The organism is Actinacidiphila polyblastidii (genome assembly GCF_036353415.1).
GTDB classification, from domain to species: domain Bacteria; phylum Actinomycetota; class Actinomycetes; order Streptomycetales; family Streptomycetaceae; genus Actinacidiphila; species Actinacidiphila polyblastidii.
In genome coordinates this window covers 1-17,355 of record NZ_JAZEWV010000028.1, presented here as the reverse complement: position 1 = coordinate 17,355, position 17,355 = coordinate 1, and the positions used below count along the sequence as shown (strand labels likewise).

At 72.9% G+C, this 17,355-nt stretch carries 12 protein-coding genes; 9 read left to right on the top strand and 3 right to left on the bottom strand.

Features of this window, described 5'->3' with window-relative positions; all coding sequences use genetic code 11:
• Positions 1-155: 155 nt before the first annotated feature.
• From V2S66_RS25730 to V2S66_RS25695, 8 genes are all read left to right on the top strand, one after another.
• Positions 156-911: a YoaK family protein gene (locus V2S66_RS25730; RefSeq protein WP_330798904.1), complete on the top strand. Its 756-nt coding sequence runs from the start codon at positions 156-158 to the stop codon at positions 909-911.
• A 92-nt stretch (positions 912-1,003) separates the two neighbouring features.
• On the top strand, positions 1,004-1,369 hold the full coding sequence (locus V2S66_RS25725) for a YciI family protein (RefSeq protein WP_330798902.1): 366 nt from the start codon (positions 1,004-1,006) through the stop codon (positions 1,367-1,369).
• A gap of 45 nt (positions 1,370-1,414) precedes the next feature.
• The gene (locus tag V2S66_RS25720; RefSeq protein WP_330798901.1) at positions 1,415-2,716 is read left to right on the top strand and encodes an RNA polymerase sigma factor; all 1,302 of its coding nucleotides are present in this window, start codon (positions 1,415-1,417) and stop codon (positions 2,714-2,716) included.
• Between the two features lie 279 nt (positions 2,717-2,995).
• Positions 2,996-4,336 carry a glycoside hydrolase family 3 N-terminal domain-containing protein gene (locus V2S66_RS25715; RefSeq protein WP_330798898.1) on the top strand — a complete coding sequence of 447 codons (1,341 nt, stop codon included), beginning with the start codon at positions 2,996-2,998 and terminating at the stop codon, positions 4,334-4,336.
• 446 nt (positions 4,337-4,782) lie between these two features.
• Entirely contained in the window at positions 4,783-6,066 is a 1,284-nt protein-coding gene (locus V2S66_RS25710) for an EfeM/EfeO family lipoprotein (RefSeq protein ID WP_413966485.1), read from the top strand.
• On the top strand, positions 6,063-7,361 hold the full coding sequence (efeB, locus tag V2S66_RS25705; RefSeq protein ID WP_330798896.1) for an iron uptake transporter deferrochelatase/peroxidase subunit: 1,299 nt from the start codon (positions 6,063-6,065) through the stop codon (positions 7,359-7,361). The genes V2S66_RS25710 and efeB overlap by 4 nt, the downstream gene beginning before the upstream one ends.
• A gap of 181 nt (positions 7,362-7,542) precedes the next feature.
• Positions 7,543-9,474 carry an alkaline phosphatase family protein gene (locus V2S66_RS25700; RefSeq protein ID WP_330798894.1) on the top strand — a complete coding sequence of 644 codons (1,932 nt, stop codon included), beginning with the start codon at positions 7,543-7,545 and terminating at the stop codon, positions 9,472-9,474.
• A gap of 414 nt (positions 9,475-9,888) precedes the next feature.
• Positions 9,889-12,489: a discoidin domain-containing protein gene (locus V2S66_RS25695; protein ID WP_413966484.1), complete on the top strand. Its 2,601-nt coding sequence runs from the start codon at positions 9,889-9,891 to the stop codon at positions 12,487-12,489.
• An 85-nt stretch (positions 12,490-12,574) separates the two neighbouring features.
• Here V2S66_RS25695 and V2S66_RS25690 read toward each other — a convergent pair whose 3' ends face one another.
• A complete protein-coding gene (locus V2S66_RS25690; protein ID WP_330798892.1) occupies positions 12,575-14,014 on the bottom strand; it encodes a DHA2 family efflux MFS transporter permease subunit in 1,440 nt (479 codons plus the stop codon).
• A gap of 121 nt (positions 14,015-14,135) precedes the next feature.
• On the opposite strand from V2S66_RS25690, the gene V2S66_RS25685 reads away from it, so the two are divergent.
• Positions 14,136-14,843 carry a TetR/AcrR family transcriptional regulator gene (locus tag V2S66_RS25685; protein WP_330798890.1) on the top strand — a complete coding sequence of 236 codons (708 nt, stop codon included), beginning with the start codon at positions 14,136-14,138 and terminating at the stop codon, positions 14,841-14,843.
• 6 nt (positions 14,844-14,849) lie between these two features.
• Here the strand turns inward: V2S66_RS25685 and V2S66_RS25680 are convergent, their stop codons facing one another.
• Together V2S66_RS25680 and V2S66_RS25675 are read right to left on the bottom strand one after the other, a co-directional pair.
• On the bottom strand, positions 14,850-15,626 hold the full coding sequence (locus V2S66_RS25680; RefSeq protein WP_330798888.1) for a class I SAM-dependent methyltransferase: 777 nt from the start codon (positions 15,624-15,626) through the stop codon (positions 14,850-14,852).
• 77 nt (positions 15,627-15,703) lie between these two features.
• Entirely contained in the window at positions 15,704-17,128 is a 1,425-nt protein-coding gene (locus V2S66_RS25675; RefSeq protein WP_330798886.1) for a GH12 family glycosyl hydrolase domain-containing protein, read from the bottom strand.
• Positions 17,129-17,355 lie beyond the last annotated feature (227 nt).

Sequence of the window (17,355 nt, the reverse complement as noted above, 5' to 3'; positions counted from 1 at the left end):
ACATCGGGTGCCGGACCGCGCGCGATGACCGCTTCCGGCAGGGCGAGCGGCCACCATGGTGATGGGCCTCACCCGTGCCGTCCGTCTGTCCCCATCAGCAGCGCGTACGCCCGGCGACGCGGCCCGAAGGCTCCGCGCGCGACCGCCAGGAGGACATGCCCGTGCAGACCTTTCTCAGCCAGGCCCGCGCGACCCTCGTACCGCCCAGGTCCGCGCCGTACGGGCCGCTGCCGCCGATGCTGCTGGCGCTGACGCTGGTCACCGGTCTGGTGGACGCGTTCAGCTATCTGGCCCTGGGCCGCGTCTTCGTGGCGAACATGACGGGCAACGTGGTCTTCATGGCCTTCTCCCTCGCGGGCGCGAGCGGCTTCTCGGTGACCGCCTCGGTGCTCGCCCTCGCGGCGTTCGCGGCGGGGGCGCTGGCCGGCGGCCGGCTGGGGCACGCCATGCCGGGGCACCGGGCGCGGCTGCTGCTGACCGGCACGGTCCTCCAGGCGGCCCTGGTGGCCGCGGCCTGCGTGACGGGCGCCCTGGTCGGCCTGCCGGCCACCGGCGCGCCGCGCGGCGCGCTGATCGTGCTGCTCGGCGTGGCGATGGGCGGGCAGAACGCGGTGGTACGCCAGTTGGGGGTGCCCGACCTCACCACGACGGTGCTGACCATGACGATCACCGGGATGGCCGCGGACTCCCGGCTCGCCGGCGGCGCGTCCGGCAAGGGCGCGGTGCGGCTGCTGTCGGCGCTGGCGATGTTCCTGGGCGCGCTGGCGGGCGCGGCGCTGATCGGCCACGGGCACACCGACGTACCGCTGCTGTGCGGCGTGGTGCTGCTCGCCGCGGTCGCCGCCGCGCTGGCGCCCCACCGCGCCGCGACCGGCGGCTGGACCGGCGGAGAAATCTCCGGCCGGGTGTAGTTCCCGGCCGGGTCCGTTCGTCGTAGGGGTGAGAGCGGTCGAGGCGGGGACACGGGCCCACGGCCGCACCGCACCAGTAAGAGGAGAGTGCCATGAAGTACCTGCTGCTGATCTGCCATGACGGGGACCACTACGCCGGCGTCGGCCGTCAGGAGCTGGACGCCCGGCCGTGGGTCGAGGAGATGACCCGGCGCAACGTGCGGCTGACCGGCAGCCGCACCAGGGACGCCGACGACGCCACGACCGTGCGCGTCCGCGACGGCGCCCTGCTGACCACCGACGGCCCCTACGCGGAGACGAAGGAGCAGATGGCGGGGTTCGACATCATCGACTGCGCGGACCTGGACGAGGCCATCGAGATCGCCTCCAAGCATCCGGTGGCGCGCTACGGGATGGTCGAGGTCCGGCCGTTCTGGCCGGAGGACTTCTCGCAGGACGCCCCGTCGGACGCCCAGTGAGCCGCCGCCCACGGCCCGCCGGGCGATGATGAGGTCGGCCCGCCGGTGAGCGACCGGGTGAAGGAGGCCGTCGCCGCGGCCTGGTCCGAGGAGTGGGGCCGGGTGGTGGCGGCGGTCATCGGCCTGACCGGCGACTGGGACCTGGCGGAGGAGTGCGCGCAGGACGCCTTCGAACGCGCGCTGGAGCGGTGGCCGCGGGACGGGGTGCCGCGCAGGCCCGGCGCCTGGCTGACCACCACCGCCCGCAACCGGGCGCTGGACCGCCTGCGCCGGGCGGCCACCGAGGCCGAGAAGCTGCGCCAGGCGGCCCGGCTCGCCCCGCCGCAGCCGAGCGGGCAGCCGGAGCCCACGGCGGTCGCCGCCGAGGCGGACGCCGGGGCGGTGCGGGACGACCGGCTGCGGCTGATCTTCACCTGCTGCCACCCCGCACTGTCGCTGCCGGCCCAGGTCGCGCTGACGCTGCGTTCGCTGACCGGTCTGAGCACCGCGGAGATCGCGCGCGCGTTCCTGGTTCCGGAGAAGACCATGTCCCAGCGGCTGACCCGGGCCAAGAACAAGATGCGGCACGCCGCGATCCCGTTCCGGGTGCCGTCGGGCGAGATGTTGCCGCGGCGCACCGCGGCGGTGCTCGCCGTGCTGTACCTGCTCTTCAACGCCGGGTACGCGCCGGGCGCCGCGGGACCCGACCAGCGGCGGGTGACGGCCGAGGCGATCCGGCTGGCCCGGCTGCTGGTCCGGCTGATGCCCGACGAGCCGGAGGCGGCGGGCCTGCTCGCGCTGATGCTGCTGCACGACGCGCGGGCCGACGCCCGCACCGACCGGGCGGGCGACCTGGTCCCGCTGGAGGAGCAGGACCGCTCCCGCTGGGACCGGGACTTCATCGCCGAGGGCGTCGCGGTGCTGGACGGCGCGCTGGCCGTGCACCGGCCCGGCCCCTACCAGGTACAGGCGGCGGTCGCGGCGTGCCACGCGGAGGCCGCGGACCCGCGGCGCACGGACTGGCCGCAGATCGCGCTGCTGTACGGGGAGCTGGCCCGGATGGCGCCGGGCCCGGTGGTGGAGCTGAACCGCGCGGTCGCGGTCGCCATGGCCGAGGGGCCGGCGAAGGGCCTCGCGCTGGTCGAGGCGCTGGCCGAGTCCGGCGCGCTCGCGGGCTACCACCTGCTGCCGGCGACCCGGGCGGAGCTGTTGCGCCGCCTCGGCGACGTGCCGCGGGCCGCCGCGGCCTACCGCGAGGCACGGGACCTCGCACCCACCGAGGCCGAACGCCGCTTCCTCGAACGGCGGTTGGCCGAGACCGGCGGCGACGGGACCGGGCCGGCCGGGCCGGCCGGACGGCATGCCTGAAGCGTCCCACGGTGACCGGCGGGAAGCGGGGTGGACCCCGTCGGCCACTCGTGGGAGCGCTCCCACATGCTCGCGCTCCAGGTCACGTACCGTCAAGCGTTGTGCGGACCTCGCTCCTGCGGATGCGTGAGGGGGCCGTCAGGGGGCATGCTGACCCCCTCACGGGGGTTTCTTCCTGCCACGTGAGACGACTGGCGTCACAACGGGCAGGAAGAGGAGGGAACGCCACCCCCCTGTTCCCGCTCCCGGCCCACCGACGATGAGGTGCGAGGTTCCACCGTGCGACCCCAGCCGACCGCTCCCGCCCCGCGACCGCGTTCCGTCCGCACCCGTGGCGGCCAGGCCCTGGCCACCGGCCTCGGGCTCGGCCTGCTGATCACGGTCTCCGCCTGCGGCAACGGGGACGGAACCGCCTCGACCGCCTCCTCCCCCGCCGCGTCGGGCACCTCGCCGACGGCGAGCGGCAGCGCGAGCCCGTCGGGCAGCGGCTCGGCCGGCGCGTCGGTGACCGCCACCCGCAAGGCGACGGTCGCGCCGCCGCCCGTCAAGCCCACCACGAAGGCCCCGGCGAGCTGCGTGGACCGGACGGCGAGCGCGATGTCGGACGCCCAGCGGGTCGGCGAGCTGTTCATGTCCGCCGTCTCGTCCACCGGCCTGACCAGCGCGGAGTCGACGGCGATCACCCGCGGCCGGGTCGGCTCCGTCATCCTGATGGGCCACACCTCGGCCGGCGCCGCCGCGGTCAAGGCGGTGACCGACAAGGTCCGCGCCCTCGCCCCCTCGGTGCACGGCGCCAAGGTCGGCCTGCTGATCTCCACCGACCAGGAGGGCGGCAAGGTCCAGGTGCTCAACGGCCCCGGCTTCAGCGCGATGCCGGCCGCCGTGACGCAGGGGCAGTGGTCCACCGGCACGCTCCGGTCCAGCGCCACGACCTGGGGGAGGCAACTGCGCGCGGCCGGGGTGAACATGAACCTCGCGCCGGTCGCCGACACCGTGCCGTCCGACCTGGTGTCCGTCAACGCGCCGATCGGGCAGCTCGACCGCGAGTACGGAAACGATCCCGCGACGGTCGCCTCGCACAGCACGGCGTTCCTCCAGGGGATGCTGAAGGCCGGCGTGGTCCCCACCGCCAAGCACTTCCCCGGCCTCGGCCGGGTGCGGGGCAACACCGACCTCGCGGCGAACGTCAAGGACACCGTCACCACCCGCGACGACGCCTACCTGCAGCCGTTCAGGTCCGCGGTGAAGGCGGGCACGCCCTTCATGATGGTCTCCTCGGCGATCTACACCCGGATCGACCCGGCCCGCCAGGCGGCGTTCTCCTCGATCGTGATCCGCGACATGCTGCGCGGGTCGCTCGGCTTCAAGGGCGCGGTGATCTCCGACGACCTCGGGCAGGCGGTGGCGGTCGCCGACCACACCCCGGCGCAGCGCGCGCTCGACTTCATCCGGGCGGGCGGCAACGTGCTGCTCACCGTGAAGCCGTCGGACATCGTCCCCATGACCGGCGCGGTGCTCAGCCGGCTGCCGCACGACTCCGCGCTGCGCGCGGACGTCACCGACAGCGTCAAGAAGGTCCTCACCGCGAAGCACGACGCGGGACTGCTCAGCTGCAGCTGAGCGACGCGCGGCGGCGGCGTCACGGGGCGTCGCCGCCGAGCCTCGCGCGGGCCGGGCGCGGGTCGGGCGGGCCGGGCGCGGGCCGGCGCCCGAGCCGAATCCGCGCCGGTTTCGCGCCGCGGAACCCGGTGAGGGCACCCTTGCGGTGTCGGGTGGGTGAACTGCGGGGGAATTGTGGGCCGTCGGCCTTTGCGCGGGTGCGTGGGCGTCGTGCCGGGTGCTTAGCATGAGCCGCACCCACGATCCACCGCACGGAAATCCGGAGGTCCGGTGTGTCCGCCGAACCCGACACCGAACCCGACACCGAGACCGACGCCGACGCCGAGACCGGAGCCGAGGCCGGCAGCGTGCCGGACGCCGAGTCCGCCGCCGAGTCTGTGGCGGCGTCGACCGCATCGCCCGGTGCCGAGCCCGGCGCGGACCCCGACCCGGCGCCCGCCGGCGAAGTGCGCGACGCGCGGCCCGCGCCCGGTCCCGGCCCCCGGCCCGGGGGCATAGCCGGCGCTCCGCCGCGCCGCCACCGGCGCACCTGGCAGGCCGCGGCCGCCGTGGTCGTGGTGGCGGCCGCGGTGACCGGAGTCGTCGTGGCCGCGGGCGGCGCCGACGGCGGGGCGGGCACCCGCGACGGCGGCGCGAAGGCAGCGCCCGCCGCGGCCGACGGCCTGCCGCACACCGCGGTGGACGTCTCCACCGGCTCCTGCGGCAGGGGCTGGACCGCCCCGCGCACCGGCACCCAGGTCTTCGACCTGCACAACACCGGGATGAACGCGACCGAGGTCTATCTCAGCGACCCGAGGACCGGGCGGTTCTACGCCGAGGTGGAGGGCCTGGCGCCGGGTGCCACACGGCCGATGCTGGTGGACCTCGGCAGCGGCACCTACGCCTTCAAGTGCCTGGCCGAGGACACCGACGCGGTCACCGGGCCGACCGTCACGGTGCCGGGCCGGCAGCCGCAGGGCCCGTCCGCGCTGCCGGTCACCGAGCACGACCTGATCCCCCCGACGCTCGCGTACCAGAAGTGGATCGGCGACAGGATCGGCGACCTCGGGCGCGGCACCGCCGCGTTGAGGGCCGACCTGGACGGCGGCGATCTGGCCGCCGCGCGCCGCGACTGGCTCACCGCCCACCTGGTGTACGAGCGGATGGGCGCCGCGTACGGCACCTTCGGCGACGCCGACGGGGCGATCAACGGCACCGCGGCGCGCATCGGGAGCGGCGTGCACGACCCGTCCTTCACCGGCTTCCACCGGATCGAGTACGGGTTGTGGCACAGCGCCTCCGCCGCCTCGCTGCGAGCGCCCGCGGCGCAACTCGACCGTGCGGTCGAGGCGTTGGCGTCTTCCTGGCCGCAACAGCGGATGGACCCGGCGGACATGGGGCTGCGGGCGCACGAGATCGTCGAGAACGCGGAGCAGTTCGAGCTGACCGGCCGCACCGACTACGGCAGCGGCACCAACCTGGCCACCGCGGACGCCAACATCGAGGGCAGCCGGCAGATCCTCACGCTGTTGCGCCCGCTGCTGGTGCCGCGCGATCCGGGGCTGGCCGGGCTCGACGCCGCGCTCGACCGCGCCCAGGCGCACCTGAAGGCCCTGGACCACGGCGGGACCTGGACGCCGACGGCGGAGCTGACGGTCCGCCAGCGCGAGCAGGTCGACGCGGACTTCGGCGACCTGCTGGAACGACTCGCCCCGGTGGCGGCGATCTTCGACGTACGGAGGACGGCATGACGACCGACTCGCACGGGCCGGCCGGGTCCGGCTGCCCGCACACCGGGGACCTGCGCAGGCGCGGCTTCCTGCGCGGTGCGGCGCTCGGCGTCGGCGCGGTCGGCGCGGTCGCGGGTGGCGCCGGCGCCCTGGCCGGAGCCACCGCCTCCGCCGCGTCCCCGGCCCCCTCCACCGCGGGCTCCGGCGCCGCGGCGCAGGACGCCGCGTTCCACGGCGCGCACCAGGCCGGCATCACCCGGGAGGTGCAGCGGTCCACAGCCTTCCTGTCGTTCGACGTGACGGCGGCGGACCGGCGCGAGCTGACCGAGTTGCTGCACACCGTCACCGAGCGGACCCGCTTCCTGACCGCGGGCGGCACGCCGGCCGCCCTCGGCATCACCGACTCGCCGTCCGACAGCGGCACGCTCGGCCCGAAGGTGCCGGGCGACGGCCTGACCGCCACCGTGGGCGTCGGCGCGTCGCTCTTCGACGACCGGTTCGGGCTCGCCGACCGCAGGCCGCTGAGGCTGCGGGAGATGCCCGCCTTCCCCGACGACGACCTGGACGCCGCGTGGTGCCACGGTGACCTGAGCCTGCAGTTGAGCGCGCCGCACGCCGACACCGTGCTGCACGCGCTGCGGGACGTCGCCCGGCACACCCGCGGCGGGATGCAGGTGCGCTGGCGGATGGACGGCTTCACCAGCCCGCCGCGGCCAAGCGGGACCCCGCGCAACCATCTGGGCTTCAAGGACGGCACGGCAAATCCGGACATCGGCGCCCCCGCGGTCGCCGACCGGCTGCTGTGGGTGCCCGCGGGCGGCGCCGAGCCGGCCTGGGCGGCCGGCGGGTCGTACCAGGTGGTGCGGCTGATCCGGATGCTGGTGGAGTTCTGGGACCGGGTCACGGTCACCGAGCAGGAGCGGATGCTCGGGCGCGCCAAGGACACCGGCGCGCCGCTGGACGGGGCGCGGGAGTTCGACACGCCGCGGTTCGCCCAGGACCCGGCGGGCGACGTGATCCCGCTGGACAGCCACATCCGGATGGCCAACCCGCGCACCGCGCGGACGGACGACTCCCGTCTGCTGCGCCGCGGTTACAACTACGACCGCGGCATGGACGCCAACGGCAACCTCGACATGGGGCTGATCTTCGTCTGCTACCAGCAGGATCTGCGGCGGCAGTTCGAGGCGGTGCAGAAGCGGCTCGCGGGAGAGCCGCTGGTTGACTACGTCAGCCCGTTCGGCGGCGGGTACTTCTTCGCGCTGCCCGGTGTCCGCGACCGTACCGACTGGCTGGGGCGCGCCCTGCTCGCGTGATCCGGCAGCGATGGTCAAGAGAGAGTCAAAAACTCCCAAGGTTTTACTGACTCCTTGTTCACCCTCAGGCCACCAAGGGGCCTTTGTCATGTCGCGGACCGCCTCGACGATCGCGTTCGACACTGTGCACGAAATCCACTGCGGCGCGGGTGAAGCGCCACTTAGCGGAGGCTGAGAAAGCATGAGCACCACAAGCGGTACGGGTAGAGGCAGAGGAGCGGCCGCGCGCAGGCGCGCCGCACGCTGGGGGGCGTGCGCCGGAGCCGCGGCGCTCGTACTGCTGGGCGGCACCGCACCGGCCGCCGACGCCGACTCCCCCGCCCACCACGGCGGCGGCGAGAGCACGACCACTCCGATCAAGCACCTGGTCGTCATCTTCGACGAGAACATCTCGTTCGACCACTACTTCGGCACCTACCCGGTGGCCGCGAACACCGACGGCACCAAGTTCACGCCGAGCAGGCAGACGCCGAAGAAGATCGACACCCTCGGCAACGCCGGCCTGCTCACGAAGAACCCCAACCAGTACGCCCCGCAGCGGCTGAGCCCGTCGCAGGCCCTGACCTGCGACCAGAACCACAACTACGGCGCCGAGCAGTACGCCGGCGACGGCGGCAAGGCCGACGCGTACGTCCAGAACACCGAGACCAGCAAGTGCTCCGGCGGCCTGTACGGCGTGCCCGGCCTGGTCATGGACTACTACGACGGCAACACCGTCACCGGCCTGTGGAACTACGCCCAGCACTACTCGCTCGGCGACAACTCCTGGAGCAGCACCTACGGCCCCTCCACGCCGGGCGCGCTGAACCTGATCTCGGGCCAGACGCACGGCGTCATCTCGGTCGACCCCAAGAGCGGCACCGAGAACCCGACGCAGACCGCCACGCCGGACGCGTACACCGTGGTCTCGCCGGACGCCAAGGGCGTCGGCACGGTCATCAACGACCCCGACCCGGCGTTCGACGACTGCTCGGACAACAGCCACACCAGCACCAACGCGCTCGCCGTCATGCAGGGCAAGAACGTCGGCGACCTGCTCAACTCCAAGGGCGTGAGCTGGGGCTGGTTCCAGGGCGGCTTCCGTCCCGCCACCGCGTGGGACGGCAAGCAGGGCGACTACGCGAGCTGCGCGGCGACCACGCACACCAACATCGGCGGCGCGGCCTCGGTCGACTACAGCCCGCACCACTCGCCGTTCGAGTACTACAAGTCCACGGCGAACCCGCACCACCTGCCGCCGAAGAATACCGCCGAGATCGGCCACAACGGCCAGGCGAACCACAACTACGACCTGGCGGACTTCGACTCGGCCGTCAAGGCCGACAGCCTGCCCGCGGTCAGCTTCCTGAAGGCAGCCGAGTTCCAGGACGGCCACGCGGGCTACTCCGACCCGGTCGACGAGCAGAACTTCCTGATCAAGGAGATCAACCAGCTCCAGAAGTCGCCGCAGTGGAAGGACACCGCGGTGGTGATCTCCTACGACGACTCCGACGGCTGGTACGACCACGCCTTCGCCTCGCCGCAGAACGGCTCCAAGGACACCACGCTGGGCTCCAACGGCAAGTCCGTCGACAGCCCGGCCTGCCAGGCGGGCCCCAAGTCCGCGGGCGGCTACGCCGACCGCTGCGGCCCCGGCACCCGGCAGCCGCTGCTGGTCATCTCCCCGTACAGCAAGGTGAACTCGGTCGACCACACCCGCACCGAGCAGGCGTCCGTCACCAGGTTCATCGAGGACAACTGGAAGACCGCCCGGGTCGGCGACGCGTCGTTCGACCAGCGGGCCAACAGCCTGGCCGGCGCCTTCGACTTCCGGCACCCGAACGACAAGCAGGTGCTGCTGAACTCCGACGGTTCCGTGCAGTCGGTGAAGAACATCAGCACCCACACTCCCCCGCCGGGCAAGCCCGGCTCGGGTGACAACAGCGGCTCCGGCTCGGCGCCCGCCGCCAACCAGCCCGGCGCCGACGGCAACACCACCGCGCAGCTGGCCGAGACCGGCGGCTCGTCCCCGGTGCTCCCGCTGGGCATCACCGCCGGTGTGCTCCTGGTGGGTGGCGGCGCCCTGTACTACGCCCGCCGCCACCGCCGTTCGACGCCCACCGCGGCGATCTGACGCACCGTAGGCAAGCAGTACCGAGGGGCCGTCCCGGCGTCGCGCCGGGACGGCCCCTCGTCCCATGTGGGGGTTGAACGTCGGCGGCTTGTCAAGAGGACGGCAGAGTTCAGGAGTTGAAGGCAGATCGCGGCAGGAGTCCGCACCGCCCCGCGCACCCCTCCTTCGCAACCCGTCTTGTGCACAACTCTTGACATGGATGAAACACAGGGAGAAACATCGCGGTGTGTCGGGAGAGCGCTCTCTTATGGTCAATGGAGCGCGCTCACCCGAGAGTTCGTGATGTCCACGGCATCTCGCCGTCCGTCCGCGTCAGGGCCGGACGGTTCCTCAACCCTGCCCCCACCTGTGGAACCAGGAGAGTTGCTCATGCTCGCTCCCCCCACCGGCACGACGGTGCCGAGACCGACGCCCATGTGGCGCCGGCACTCGACCGTCGCGGCGGTTCTCACGGCGCTGATCGCCTCACTGCTGCTGTTCGTGCCGATGCGCTCGGCGCACGCGGCCGACACCCTGCTCTCGCAGGGCAAGACCGCGACCGCGTCCTCCACCGAGAACGGCGGCACCCCCGCCTCCGCGGCGGTCGACGGCAACACCGGCACCCGCTGGTCCAGCGCCGCCGCCGACCCGCAGTGGCTGCAGGTCGACCTCGGCGCCACCGCGACGATCAGCTCCGTCACCCTCAACTGGGAGACCGCCTACGCCAAGGCGTTCAAGATCCAGACGTCGGCGGACGGCACCAACTGGACCGACGCCTACTCCACCACGACGGGTACCGGCGGCACCCAGACGCTTTCCGTAAACGCTTCCGGGCGCTATGTCCGGCTGTACGGGACGGTGCGCGCGACCCAGTACGGCTACTCGCTCTGGGAGTTCCAGGTCTACGGCAGCACCGGCGGCGGCACCACCACGCCTCCGACCGCGACGCTCCTCTCGCAGGGCAAGACCGCGACCGCGTCCTCCACCGAGAACGGCGGCACCCCCGCCTCCGCGGCGGTCGACGGCAACACCGCCACCCGCTGGTCCAGCGCCGCCGCCGACCCGCAGTGGCTCCAGGTCGACCTCGGCGCCACCGCGACCATCAGCTCGGTCGTGCTGAACTGGGAGGCCGCGTACGGCAAGGCGTTCAAGATCCAGACGTCGAACGACGGCACCAACTGGACCGACGTCTACTCCACCACGACCGGCACCGGCGGCACCCAGACCCTCGCCGTGACCGGCTCCGGCCGCTACGTGCGGGTGTACGGCACCGCGCGCGCCACCGGATACGGCTACTCCCTCTGGGAGTTCCAGGTCTACGGCACCGCGGGCACCACCGGCGGCGGTGACGGCGGCACCACGGGTGGCGGCGGCACCGGCCCGATCCAGGGCGGCGGCGACCTCGGCCCGAACGTCAAGGTCTTCGACCCCTCCACGCCCAACATCCAGGGCCAGCTGGACACGCTCTTCGCCCAGCAGGAGAAGAACCAGTTCGGCGACGCCCGCTACCAGGTGTTCTTCAAGCCGGGCACGTACAACAACATCAACGACCAGATCGGCTTCTACACCTCGGTCTCCGGGCTCGGCAAGAACCCGGACGACGTGCAGATCAACGGCGACATGACCGTGGACGCCGGCTGGTTCAACGGCAACGCCACGCAGAACTTCTGGCGTTCGGTGGAGAACATGGCCATCAAGCCGGTCAGCGGCACCGACCGCTGGGCCGTCGCGCAGGCCGCGCCGTTCCGCCGCATCCACGTCGAGGGCGGCCTCAACCTGGCCCCCAACGGCTACGGCTGGGCGTCCGGCGGCTACATCGCCGACAGCAAGGTCGACGGCACGGTGGGCCCGTACTCGCAGCAGCAGTGGTACACCCGTGACAGCACGATCGGCGGCTGGACCAACAGCGTCTGGAACATGGTGTTCTCGGGCGTGCAGGGCGCCCCGGCGCAGAACTTCTCGGCCGACACCAAGTACACGACCCTGGCGACCACGCCGGAGTCGCGCGAGAAGCCGTACATGTACGTGGACGGCAGCGGCAACTACCAGGTGTTCGTGCCGAGCCTGCGCACCAACGCCAGCGGCGTGTCGTGGCCCAACACCCCGGGCACCTCGGTCCCGCTGACCCAGTTCTACGTGGCCAAGCCCGGCGTGTCCGCGGCGACCATCAACGCGGCGCTGGCGCAGGGCCTCAACCTGCTCTTCACGCCCGGCATCTACCACGTGGACCAGCCGATCAACGTCACCCGGGCCAACACCGTGGTGCTCGGCCTCGGTTACGCCACGATCATCCCGGACAACGGGGTGGACGCGGTGAAGGTCGCGGACGTCGACGGCGTGCGGCTGGCCGGCTTCCTCATCGACGCCGGATCGGGCAACTCCCCGCAGCTGCTCCAGGTCGGCACGCCGGGCTCGAACGCGAGCCACGCGTCGAACCCGACCACCGTCCAGGACGTGTTCGCCCGGGTCGGCGGCGCCGCGGCCCCGGTGGCGGCGCAGACCGCCTTCGAGATCAACAGCAACGACGTGATCATCGACCACACCTGGATCTGGCGGGCCGACCACGGCGCGGCGGCGACCGGCTGGACGGTCAACCCGGGCGACATCGGTCTGAAGGTGAACGGCAACAACGTGCTGGCCACCGGCCTGTTCGTGGAGCACTTCAAGAAGTACGACGTGGAGTGGTCGGGCCAGAACGGCCGGACGATCTTCTTCCAGAACGAGAAGGCGTACGACGCCCCGAACCAGGCGGCCGTCCAGAACGGCAGCACCCGGGGCTTCGCGGCCTACAAGGTCGACGACAACGTGACCTCGCACGAGGGCTGGGGGCTCGGCAGCTACTGCAACTACACCGCCGACCCGACGATCATCCAGGACCACGGCTTCGAGGCTCCGACCACCGCGGGCGTGAAGTTCCACGACCTGCTCGTGGTGTCGCTCGGCGGCATGGGCCAATACGCCCACGTCATCAACAACACCGGGCCGGGCACGTCGGGGACGTCCACCGTTCCCTCCATCGTGACCTCCTACCCGTGACCGGTTGATCCCTCCGGTCACCTGGGCCGCCGCCCGAACCTCGGGCGGCGGCCCTTGGCCGTTGCGGGCGGGCTCCTTCGGCGCCTCAGTGGGCGCGCATGCCGCCCGCCAGGCGGGGCCTGCCGGCCGGCACGACGGCGGGAGCGGCGAGAGCGGTGACGGCCGCGGCCGCCGCGCACACCGCGAAGGCGTGCGCGAAGCCGACCGGCAGCCCGCGGGTGATACCGCTCGCCGCGACGGTGGAGACCACCGCCACCCCGATCGAGCCGCCCACCTCGTGGAAGGTGTTGACCACCCCCGAGGCCAGGCCGGACTCCTCCGGCCGCACCAGCGCCAGCGCCGTGGTGATGGCCGTCACGAAGACCGCGCCGACGCCCATCGCGGCGAACGCCAGGCCGGGCACCAGGACCGTCCACACCCCGGTCGTGCCACCGAGCCTGGCCGGCAGCGCCAGGCCCGCTGCCGCGACCGCCATGTCGCCGGCGGCCACCGCCCTGGCGCCCACCGCCGCGAGCAGCCGGGCGGCCAGGTGGGCGCCCAGCGCGGTGGCGACCGCCACCGGGAGGAAGGCGGCACCGGTGCGCAGCGCGCTGTAGCCGCGGACCTGCTGGAGGTAGACCGAACCGAGGAAGAACCCGGCGATCAGCAGCGTGGTGGCGACGAGCATGAGGAGCGCCCCGGCCACCACCGGCCGCCTGGTGAGCATCCGCACGTCCATCAGCGGGCGCCGGGACGCCCGTTCGACGACCGCGAAGGCTCCGGCCAGTACGGCGGCCAGCGCCAGCGGCAGCAGCACGGCGGCCGAACTCCAGTCGCTGTCCCCCGCCTTCACCAGCCCGTAGATCAACGCGCCGACGCCGCCGGTGACCAGGAGCGCGCCGGGCACGTCGACCCGGTCAGGACGCGGCGCGCGGGCGGGCACGAAGGAGGGGGTGAGGGCCAGGACGGCGAGGCCGACCGGCACGTTGACGTAGAAGATCCAGTTCCAGCCGGGCCCGCTGGTCAGCGCGCCGCCGAGCAGCACCCCCGCGGCCGAGCCCGCGCCTCCGATGCCGGCCCACACGCCGAGGGCGCGGTCGCGCTCCCGGCCCTGGAATGCGGTGGTGACCAGGGAGAGCGCGGCGGGCGAGAGCAGCGCGGCGCCGACGCCCTGCGCGGTGCGCGCTGCGAGCAGGGTGGCGGCGTTCCCGGCGAGGCCCGCGGTCAGCGAGGCGGCGGTGAAGACGCAGAGCCCGGCCAGGAAGGTGCGGCGGGCGCCGAGCACGTCCGCGAGCCGCCCGCCGAGGAGCATCAGGCCGCCGAAGCACAGCGTGTAGGAGGTGACGACCCAGGTCAGGGAGGTGCGGTCGAGGCGGAGGTCGGCGGCGATGTCGGGCAGCGCCACGTTCACCACGGTGACGTCGAGGATCAGCATGAACTGCGCGAGGCAGAGCAGCGCGAGGGCCGCCCAGCGGCGCCTGTCCGGCGCGTGCTCCGGCTGGTGGTGGTGCGGCGCGCGGTCGGGTCCGAGCACGGATTCGGTCATGACACGTCCAGGGGTGCGGAGGCGGACGGTGGAGTGGTGCGAAAGGGGCCCTATCTGAACTGTACGGCACAGTACAGATGAACTCAACGGTTCAGTTCAGTTGGCTCGCTAGACTGCCTCCATGAGCGAGCGCACGCATGCGGCCGGATCGGCCGGGGCAGCTGGGGCCTCAGGGATGCCCCAGGCCGGCGACGGACGGCACACGCCCAGCGGTCCGCGCGCCGCACGCAAGCGCCAGGACATCCTGGCGGCCGCGCGCACCCTCTTCCTGCGTGACGGGTTCGACGCGAGCGTGGACCTCATCGCCGCTCAGGCAGGCGTGTCGAAGGTGACCGTCTACAACCACTTCGGCAGCAAGCAGGCGCTCTTCGTGGAGGTCGTCAAGGACTCGCTCGACGCTCCCCTCGGCGACACCCTGGTCAGCGCCGTGGACGCGCTCGGCGAGAGCGACGACCTGCGGACCGCCCTCACCGCCGCCGCCCGCTCCTGGGTCGCCGAGGTCCGCGCCGACCGGGACATGCTGGCCGTCCGCACCCTGGTGGCACGCGAGGCGCACCGCTTCCCCGAACTCCACGAGGCGTGGCGGCACGGCGGCGGCCCCGCGGTGCACCACCCGGCGGCGGGCGCGGCGCTCGCCCGGCTGACCGCGACCGGCCGGCTGGACATCCCCGACCCCGACGTGGCGATCATGCAGCTCTACTCGCTGCTCGTCTTCCCGCACCTGGTGTTCAGCGCCTACGGCACCGAGGTCGACGACGACTTCGCGGACCGGCTGGTCACCGGCGGCGTGGAGATGTTCCTCGCCTGCTACACCCCTCGGCGCGGCTGACCGCCGCTACCCGCGGTCCGCGTCCGCCGGCTTGCGCGCCTCGATCAGGTAGCGGGTGGAGTACGTCACGAACGGCCCCTCGGACACGATGCGCTCGTGCATGTCCCGCAGCCTGTCGCGGTAGCCGCCGACGGTGAAGCCCGGCACCATCCAGATCACCTTGCGCAGGAAGTAGACCACCGCGCCGATGTCGTGGAACTCCATCCGCAGCGACTCGGGACGCAGGTCCACCACGTCGAGACCGGCGTCCGCGGCGCCCGCGCGGGCCCGGTCGGGATGGCGGCCGTTCCACCCCTCCTCCGGCTGCGGACCGAGGAAGAACTCGACCAACTCGACCGCGCTGGCCGGGCCGACGTGCTGGGAGAAGTACACACCGCCGGGCCGCAGCACCCGGGCGATCTCCTGCCACCACACGGTCACCGGATGCCGGCTGACGACCAGGTCGAAGGCCGCGTCGGCGAACGGCAGCGGCGGCTCGTCCGAGTCCGCGACGACGACCGCGCCGCGCGGGTGCAGCAGCGCGGCGGCCTTGGCCAGGTTGGGCGGCCAGGACTCGGTGGCGGCCATCAGCGGCGGCAGCGCCGGCACCCCGGCGAGCACCTCGCCGCCGCCGGTCTGGATGTCCAGCGCGGCGCCCACCTCCGCCAGCCGCTCCCCCAGCAGGCGCTGGTAGCCCCAGGAAGGGCGCTGCTCGGTTGCCCGGCCGTCCAGCCAGGAGAAGTCCCAGCCGTCGACCGACACGGAGTCGGCCTCGGCCACCAGTTCGTCGAAGGAGCGTCCCATGATCCCAGCATGACGCCCGGCCCGGCGCCGCACCAAGTGCGTTTTCCGGGCCGGGCGTCACCGTATGCGCCGGATCGTCAGCTCGCCGTGCAGGTCAGTGCCGGCACCGCCCCGGAGCCCGTGCCCTGGAAGCCGAAGCTCGTACTCGCCGAGGCGCCGAGCGCGCCGTTGTAAGCCGCGTTGACCGCCGACACCGACGCGCCGCTCTGCGTGACGGTGGCGTTCCACGCGTTGGTGATCCGCTGGCTGCCGCCGTACGTCCAGCCGACCTTCCAGCCGTGGATCGCCGAACTCCCGCTGGTCACCGTCACGTCGGCGGTGAAGCCGCTGCCCCAGTCGTTGCTGACCTTGTACGTCGCCGTGCAGCCGCCCGCGGGCGGCGGGTTGGTGCCGCCGCCCGCCGCGGTGGTCGCGGTCACCGGCGCGGAGGCGGCCGACACGTTGCCCGCCGCGTCGCGCGCCTTGACGGTGTACGTGTACGCGGTGGACGCGGCGAGCCCGCTGTCGGTGAAGGACGTCCCGGTCACCGAACCCGCCAACTGGGTTCCCCTGTATACGTCGTAGCCGGTGACGCCGACGTTGTCGGAGGACGGCGACCAGGAGAGCGAGGCGGTCGACGCGGTGGTCCCGGCGACGGTCACGCCGCCCGGCGCGCTCGGCGCCTGCGTGTCACCCCCCGGGTTCCCGCCGCCGGTCGAGGCGGCGAAGGAGAAGCTGTTGGTGGCCAGCCCCTGACCGCCCTGCCACACCTCGAACCCGGCCTCCGCGTCGATCAGATAGTGCGCCGCGTTGACCGAACCGCGGCTCACCGCGTCGTCGATCAGCGCTTTCACGTCGAGCCCGGAGAAGGAGGTGCCGCCGCCCTGCAGCACGTACGAGACGATCTTCCACGAGGTCTGGTTGCCGGTCCACACGTCCCAACTGTGCCCCGCGGCAGAGGAGGTCCCGGTCTTCCCGCCGAACGGCTGCACTCCGCCGCGGCTGTTGAGCCAGATCATGATCTCGGTGCCGTCCGGCTGGCCGGTGGTGGTCGGCGTCGAGTTGATCCAGAGGTCGTACGCGACGTCGTACGCGCCGGAACCGACCTGGGTCGTGTTCCACGACGAGGTCGCGCTGCCCAGCTTGCTGATCTGGATCGGCAGCCCGCTGTTGGGGGTGCAGTCGCCCCAGTGACAGCCCTTGAAGATCGACGGGTACGTGGCGGGCGCGCCGCTGGTCGTCAGGTTGAAGTTCGCGGTGTCGATCGACCAGCCGGTGCCGCCGTTGTAGCTGATGCACTGCTGTGTGGTGGAGTTCCACTCGTTGGCCTGGATGGTGTAGTCGCCGGCGGCGATGGTGCCTTGGGGCTCACAGGTGGTGGTGGCCGCGTGGGCGGGTTGCGCCAGCGTCACCGGCAGCAGCAGGGCCGCTGCGGCGGTGGCCGCCGCGGCGGCCGTGCGCAGGCGGTGGCGGAGCGGCCGGTGGCCTAGTGGGGGGTGGGAGCGGACGAGAAGGCGTTTCACGGGAAGTTCCTTCCGTACGTGGGGGGATGGCCGGTTCCACGCGGACGCTTGGGAGCGCTCCCATTTCTCCGGACCGCCTCACATGAAGCCAGGGGGCGCGGGCGGCGTCAAGAGTGCGCGTTGGCTTCAGGACGTGAAGGGGGGCGCGGGGGAGGTCGGTTGCGGGGGTCGGGGGCCGGTGGGCCTCCGACCGGTCCGCGCGGGTGGGGGGTACGCCCCGCCGCTCC

Bases quoted from the DNA above. Each gene is read 5' to 3' on its own strand.
- V2S66_RS25730 (WP_330798904.1), top strand. From the start codon at position 156: ATGCCCGTGCAGACCTTTCTCAGCCAGGCCCGCGCGACCCTCGTACCG.
- V2S66_RS25725 (WP_330798902.1), top strand. From the start codon at position 1,004: ATGAAGTACCTGCTGCTGATCTGCCATGACGGGGACCACTACGCCGGC.
- efeB (WP_330798896.1), top strand. From the start codon at position 6,063: ATGACGACCGACTCGCACGGGCCGGCCGGGTCCGGCTGCCCGCACACC.
- V2S66_RS25700 (WP_330798894.1), top strand. From the start codon at position 7,543: ATGAGCACCACAAGCGGTACGGGTAGAGGCAGAGGAGCGGCCGCGCGC.
- V2S66_RS25695 (WP_413966484.1), top strand. From the start codon at position 9,889: ATGTGGCGCCGGCACTCGACCGTCGCGGCGGTTCTCACGGCGCTGATC.
- V2S66_RS25690 (WP_330798892.1), bottom strand. From the start codon at position 14,014: ATGACCGAATCCGTGCTCGGACCCGACCGCGCGCCGCACCACCACCAG.
- V2S66_RS25685 (WP_330798890.1), top strand. From the start codon at position 14,136: ATGAGCGAGCGCACGCATGCGGCCGGATCGGCCGGGGCAGCTGGGGCC.
- V2S66_RS25680 (WP_330798888.1), bottom strand. From the start codon at position 15,626: ATGGGACGCTCCTTCGACGAACTGGTGGCCGAGGCCGACTCCGTGTCG.